Here is a 6,073-nt window from a genome sequence, read left to right as displayed (position 1 = left end):
GGGCTGCACGGCGGCGCCGGGGCGCCGGCGGCCGCGCCCGCGCCGCTGCGCCTCGCGCAGGGCGCGTCGCGCGCGCTGGCGTTCCGCCTCGACGCGCCGGGGACGTACTACTACTGGGGGACGACGACGGGGCGCGCGCTCGACTTCCGCATCCGCGAGGACGCGCAGCTCACCGGCGCGATCGTCGTCGACCCGGCCGACGCGCCCGCGGGGCCGCCGCGCGACCGCGTGTTCGTGCTCGGGATGTGGACCGACACGGTGGGCCGCGCGCCCGTGCCGCGCGATCACCTGCTCGCCGTGGTCAACGGGCGCTCGTGGCCGCACACCGAGCGGCTGGCGTACGCCGTGGGCGACTCGGCGCGCTGGCGGCTGATCAACGCGTCGGCCGACCTGCACCCGATGCACCTGCACGGCTTCTACTTCCGCGTCGACGCGCGCGGCGACGGGACGGTCGACACGACCTACCGCGACGGCGTGCCGCGGATGGCGGTCACCGAGGCGATGAGCATCGGCGTCACGACCGCGATCACCTGGGTGCCGGAGCGCGCGGGGAACTGGGTCTTCCACTGCCACATCCCGGAGCACTTCGCGCCGCGCGCGCCGCTGGGGATGCCGCCGCCCACCGCGCACCACGGGTCCGGGCAGCACATGGGCGGGCTGGTGCTCGGCGTCGCCGTGCGCGACACGGCGGGCGCGCGCGTGGTGGCCGTGCGCCGCGACGCGCCGGTGCCGCGCGAGCTGCGCCTGGTGGTGCGCGAGAACCGCGGGAGCGCCGACGCCGCGCCGCTGTTCGGCTTCGCGGCGCACGCGCGCGGCACCGCCGAGCCGGCGCCCGACTCGGGGCGCCGCGCGGGGGCGCCGCTGGTGCTCGTGCGCGGGGAGCCCGTGCGCATCATGGTCGTCAACCGGCTGCGCGAGCCGACCGCGGTGCACTGGCACGGCATCGAGCTGGAGAGCTGGTACGACGGCGTCCCCGGCGTCAGCGGGAGCGGCACGCGCGTGGCGCCGATGATCGCCCCCGGCGACTCGTTCGAGGTGCGCTTCACGCCGCCGCGCGCCGGGACCTTCCTGTACCACGCGCACGCCGACGAGGAGCGGCAGCAGGGGGCGGGGCTCGCCGGCCCGCTGCTCGTGCTGGCGCCCGGCGCGCGGTGGGACCCGGCGGCCGACGTCCCGGTGCTCGTCGGGTCGCCGGGGACGTTCGCCGACGAGACGCGCTTCCTCCTGATCAACGGCCACGCCGCCCCGGCGCCGCTGGTGCTGGAGGCGGGGCGCCCCTACCGCCTGCGGCTGATGAACATGGCGGTGCGCCGCTCGGGGCTGCTGATCGGCGTGGTGCGCGGCGACGCGCCGCTCCGGTGGCGGCGGCTGGCCAAGGACGGCGCCGACCTGCCGCCCGCGCTGCAGGGGCCCACGGCCGCGCGCGAGCGCGTCAGCATCGGGGAGACGCTCGACGTCGAGTTCACCCCGGCGACGCGCGGCGACACGCTGGCGATCGACGTCCGGATGCCGCCGCGGGCGGGGGCACGCGTCTTCGCGCGCTGGCCGATTCTGGTGCGGTGAGGTGGGGCGGAGATCGGGGTGGGGCGAAGAGCTGGATACCTCGCAGAGCGGGGTGAACCGAACACAGGGATACCTCGCAGAGCGGGGTACCGCGGACCTACGAGCTCATGGCCGGTAGGTCCGCGGTACCCCGGTGTGCGGTTCACCCCTTGGTTCGGTTCACCCCGATCTGCGCCGTAGCCTGAAGTACGCCGTACCCCGCTCTACGCCGTGCCCGCCCTTCAGAAGTCGAACCGCACCCCCGCATTCACCGTCCTCCCCGCCAACTCCGTCCACGCGTCGGTCGTCCAGCGCCCGCCGAGCCCCGGCGTCGGCCGCACGAGCGGCGCCCACCGCGTCTGCCGCACCCCGCCGAGGTTCTCGCCGTTGACGAACACGCGCGCCCCGCGCAGCGCGTCGACGCGCCACTCGCCGAGCAGCCCGACCAGCACGTACGGGCGCGACGCATCGAGGTACGGGTCGTCGTCGAGCGCCTGGCGTCCCGTGTAGTACAGCTCGAGCCCGACGCGCCCGCGCCCCTCGCGCTCCCAGATCAGGTCGAGCCCCGCGGCGTGGCGCGGCGTCAGCGGCACCTCGCGCCGGCCGGCGCCGCGCGGGTCCTCCTCGGTCGCGCGCAGGAAGACGTAGGTGCCGAGCACCCCCAGCTCGCCCGCGAGCACGTCGTCGACGCGCAGGCGGGCGAAGACGTCGGTCCCCCACGTGACCGCGGGCGTGCCGGCGTTGACGAGCGCGAGCCGCGGGGCCGCGCCCGGCGGCAGCTCGCGCGCCTGCAGCGGGCCGCGCACGCGCGAGCCGAACGCGGTGGCGTTGAGCTCCAGCGCGCCGAGCGGCGTCGGCAGCGCGCCGCGCACGTCGAGCGACGCGCTGCGCGCGCGCGCGGCGCGCAGCCCGCGCAGCGGCCGGAGCGCGCGCAGCCCCGTCGCCTCGGTCTCGTCGACGAACGGGGTGGGCGCGGTGGCGCCGCCGCCGGCGGAGAGGCGGGTCGTCCACGCGCTCCCCGGCCGCCGCAGCAGCGCCGACAGGCGCGGGCTGAAGAAGGTGCCGTAGTCGGAGTGCGCGTCCACGCGCGCGCTCGCCGACACCGTGAGCCACGGCGCGGCGTCGACGTCGGCCTGCGCGAACGCCGCCGGCGCCGTGTACGCGTAGTCGACGCCGTCGACGTCGAACGCCTGGTACGTCTCGCGCTGCAGCGCCACGCCGCCCACCCAGGTCGCGCCGGCGCGCGGCAGCGTGGCCGACGCCTCGCCGAACCAGGTGCGGTGCCGGTCGCGCTCGCGCGCCTCGCCGAAGCGGTGAACGTGGCGCTGCGTCTGCCCCGACCCGCGCAGCGCCAGGATCGCGCCCCGCAGCGGCGACGCGAGGTCGCCCGGGACCACCCACCGCGCCACGCCGCCGACGTCGCCGCGGCGCGTGCGCACCGACTCCTCGAAGTCGCGCACCGCCGGCCCCGCGGCCAGCGGTGACGGGACGACGCCGCCCCCCTCGCGCATCTCGGCGCCGAAGCCCGCGGTGAGGAAGCCGCTGCGCCCGTGGCGGTCGTCCCAGAACAGGCGCGGGCGCGCGGTCGCGCGGCGGTACCCCGGCACGTCCGACCACGCGTCGCCGTCCACGTCCTGCCGCCGCTGCCCGTGCACGCCGGCGAGCAGCGTCCACCCCCAGTGCGGCGTGAGCGGGCCGCTGCCGAAGAACACGCCGTCGGTGCCGCCGCGCGACGTCTGGTTCACGAGCGCCGTGTACGCCTCGCCGTCGCCGGGGCGGCGCGACACGAGGTTGACGACGCCGCCCAGCGCGGTGCTGCCGTAGAGCGCCGACGCGGCGCCCTTGATCACCTCGACGCGCTGCAGGTCGAGCGGCGGGATCTGCAGCAGCCCGAGCCCGCCGACGCCGCCGTGCAGCGGGAGTCCGTCGGCGAGGATGAGCGAGTAGCGCCCGCGCAGCCCCTGCATGCGCACGCCGGCGGCGCCGGTCGCGGGGTTGGTGGCCTGCACGCGCAGCCCGCTCGTCTCGGCGAGCAGCATGGCGATGCCGCCCGGCGTCATGGCAGCCTTCTCGGCGACCTCCTCCTCGTCCACGACCTCGACGCGCAGCGGCGTGTCCTCGACGCGGCGCTCGCTGCGCGTGGCGCTGACGACGACCGGCTCGACGAGTTCGACGGGGGCGACCAGCGGCGCCGGTCGGAGCGCCATCGCGAGCGTCGTGTCCTGTCCGGACCGGACCGCGAGGTCGAGCGAGTCCCCCTGCACGCCGACGCGCGAGAACACGAGTTGCCACCGCCCGGGCGGGAGCCGCAGCGTGGCCCGGCCGAGCGAGTCCGTCGTCGCGCCCAGCGGGCGGCGCCCGACGTCCGCGCGCACGATCGCGCCGGGGAGCGGCTGCCCGCCGTCCGCGAGGCGCACCGTCACCCGCACCGTCGCCGAGTCCTGCGCGCCGGCGGTCGCCGCGCACAGGAACATCGCCGGGCCGAGCGCGCGCCTCACGCCGGCGCGTCGCAGAGTCCCTTCGGCTTCCAGCGCGACGGCGTCGTGCGCGGGCGCACCGGGTCGTGGATCACCAGCGCGAACGCGCGCCGCGTGACGACCCCCGTGCTCGCGACCACCCGCGCGGCGGTCCCCGCCGGCCCGACCGCGCCCTCCCCCTCGCCCGTCCGCTCGACGCCGCGCGCGGTCTCGACGCACTGCGTCCCCTCGAGCACCCACCACGCCTCGGGGCCCGCGTGCAGGTGCGGCGCGGTGCGCGTGCCGGCCGGCATCACCTCGTAGATCAGGTCGAGCTGGAACGCCGACGCGCGCGGCGGCGTGATCGGCCCCACCAGCCCGCGGCGCCCGCTTCCGCCCGCGGGCACGTCCCCCTCGGCGCCGAAGCGGTGCAGCCACACCTGCCCCCCCGCCTCGGTGATCACGTCGGTGAAGCGCGACGCCACCTGCGCCGCCTCGCGCGACGGGAAGAGCGCGAGGTGCCAGTAGACCTTCGGCGGCAGGCGCGTGACCGTCGGGCGCGCGACCAGCTGGCACCCGGTGGCCGCGCCCTCCGACAGGTCGCGGTCGCCGCACGCGAACGGGCCCTCAGGCGCCGCCGGCTCCGCGGGCGCGGAGTCGGGGGGCGGCGGGCCGGGGGGCCCGGGCGGCTGCGCCGCGAGCGGCGCGGCGAGCAGGAGGAGCGGCAGGAGGCGGCGCACCCCGAGAAACTAGCGCCGTCCCGACGGTGGCGGAGGGAGCGCGGCCGAGCGTCGAGCGTCGAGGGGGCCCCTCGCGGGGGCGGAGCGTCCGTCCCGGGGAGCGCTCTCGACGCTCGACGCTCGCTACTCGACGCTCCCCCGTCAGCGCAGCGCCGGCGCGCGCACCACGATCAGCTCCGTGTCGTCCGGCCGGTCGCGGGCCGTCCAGCGCCCGTTGCTCCCCGGGTAGTTGTTGTCGTTGGCGATCAGCAGCCGCTCGCCGCCGAGCACCTCGAGGCTCTCCACCGACTGCAGCGGGAACGAGAAGAGCGCGCCGACGCCGAACTCGCCCGCGCGCGCCGGCAGCGAGATCCCGTCCGGGTCCGCGATCGCCAGCAGGTCGAGCACGAGGCGCTTCTCCAGGTACCCCTCGGCGTCGACCCGGCGCAGGTCGACCAGGTAGATCTTCTTCTGCCGCGCCTGCGCGCCCTGGAAGTCGTCGCGCTCGATGAGGACGAACCGGTGCTGGTCGAGCGCCGTCAGGTCGCCGATCACCGCGCCCGGGAAGGCGGCGTCGGTGCGGTACTGCCAGCGCGTCCCCGTGTAGGCGCGGCTGCGCACGTCGAACTCGTGGATGTAGCGGCGGCGCGGGTCGGTCTCGCCGACGAGCGCGCCCTCCAGCATCGGGTACAGCGTCTTCCCGTCGATCGACAGCGCCATCGGCTCGAAGCCGCGGCTGGCCGGCAGGTTGGCGACGGCGTTGCCGAGGTAGGGGTTCTGCGGCGACTGCACGCCGGGGAGCGGGATCGGCGCCTCGAGCACCTTCCCCGTCGCGTCGGTGTGCAGCAGGAAGGGGCCGAACTCCTCGCCGAACCAGAAGTCGCCGTCCTTGGTGCGGCGCACCGACTCCAGGTCGAAGTCGGCGCCGGTGAGCAGGCGGTCGGCGCGCGCGAGCGCGAACGGGACCTTCCCGTCCGGGTCGCGCAGCTGGAGGAAGCGCAGCACCGACACGGTCCCGCCGCCGCCCGCCGCGGTGCGGAAGTCGGGGCGGATGCGGTAGAGGCGCAGCAGGAAGTCGGCCGAGTTCCCCTTGCTGCCGTAGCCGTTGTCGGGCATCCCCCAGAACTCGCCGCCGCCGGCGTCGAGCACCGCCGAGAAGCCGGGGATCGGCTGGCCGGGGAACGGCCCGCTCACGCCGTTGGCCGGCGAGACGAGCGCGCCCGACGGGGGGCCGGGCTGGTACGCGTCGGACGGCAGGATCGCGCGCGCGAGCAGCGTCGGCGCGCGCGCGGCGTCCGGGCGGTCGGCGCGCGGCGCGTCGGGCGCGGTCGGCACGGCGGGACGCGGCGCGTCGGG

General features: G+C 77.2%; 4 protein-coding genes. 1 reads left to right on the top strand and 3 read right to left on the bottom strand.

Annotated features, from left to right (window positions below):
• The coding region (locus PYV61_RS19610; protein WP_275834774.1) for a multicopper oxidase domain-containing protein at positions 1–1,563 on the top strand (1,563 nt) is incomplete at its 5' end.
• A 221-nt stretch (positions 1,564–1,784) separates the two neighbouring features.
• On the opposite strand, the gene PYV61_RS19605 is transcribed toward PYV61_RS19610, so the two are convergent.
• From PYV61_RS19605 to PYV61_RS19595, 3 genes are all read right to left on the bottom strand, one after another.
• Positions 1,785–4,040, bottom strand: coding sequence for a TonB-dependent receptor (locus PYV61_RS19605; protein WP_275834772.1), 2,256 nt, complete (start codon positions 4,038–4,040; stop codon positions 1,785–1,787).
• Positions 4,037–4,738 (bottom strand): hypothetical protein, encoded by a 702-nt coding sequence (locus PYV61_RS19600; protein ID WP_275834770.1) that lies wholly within the window; start codon positions 4,736–4,738, stop codon positions 4,037–4,039. The genes PYV61_RS19605 and PYV61_RS19600 overlap by 4 nt, the downstream gene beginning before the upstream one ends.
• 141 nt (positions 4,739–4,879) lie before the next feature.
• Positions 4,880–6,073, bottom strand: a 1,194-nt coding sequence (locus tag PYV61_RS19595; protein ID WP_275834768.1) for an esterase-like activity of phytase family protein, incomplete at its 5' end; no start/stop codon positions are given.

Origin of the sequence: Roseisolibacter sp. H3M3-2 (assembly GCF_029211165.1) — a bacterium.
Lineage (GTDB): Bacteria > Gemmatimonadota > Gemmatimonadetes > Gemmatimonadales > Gemmatimonadaceae > Roseisolibacter.
This window is presented reverse-complemented; position numbering and strand designations above follow the sequence as displayed.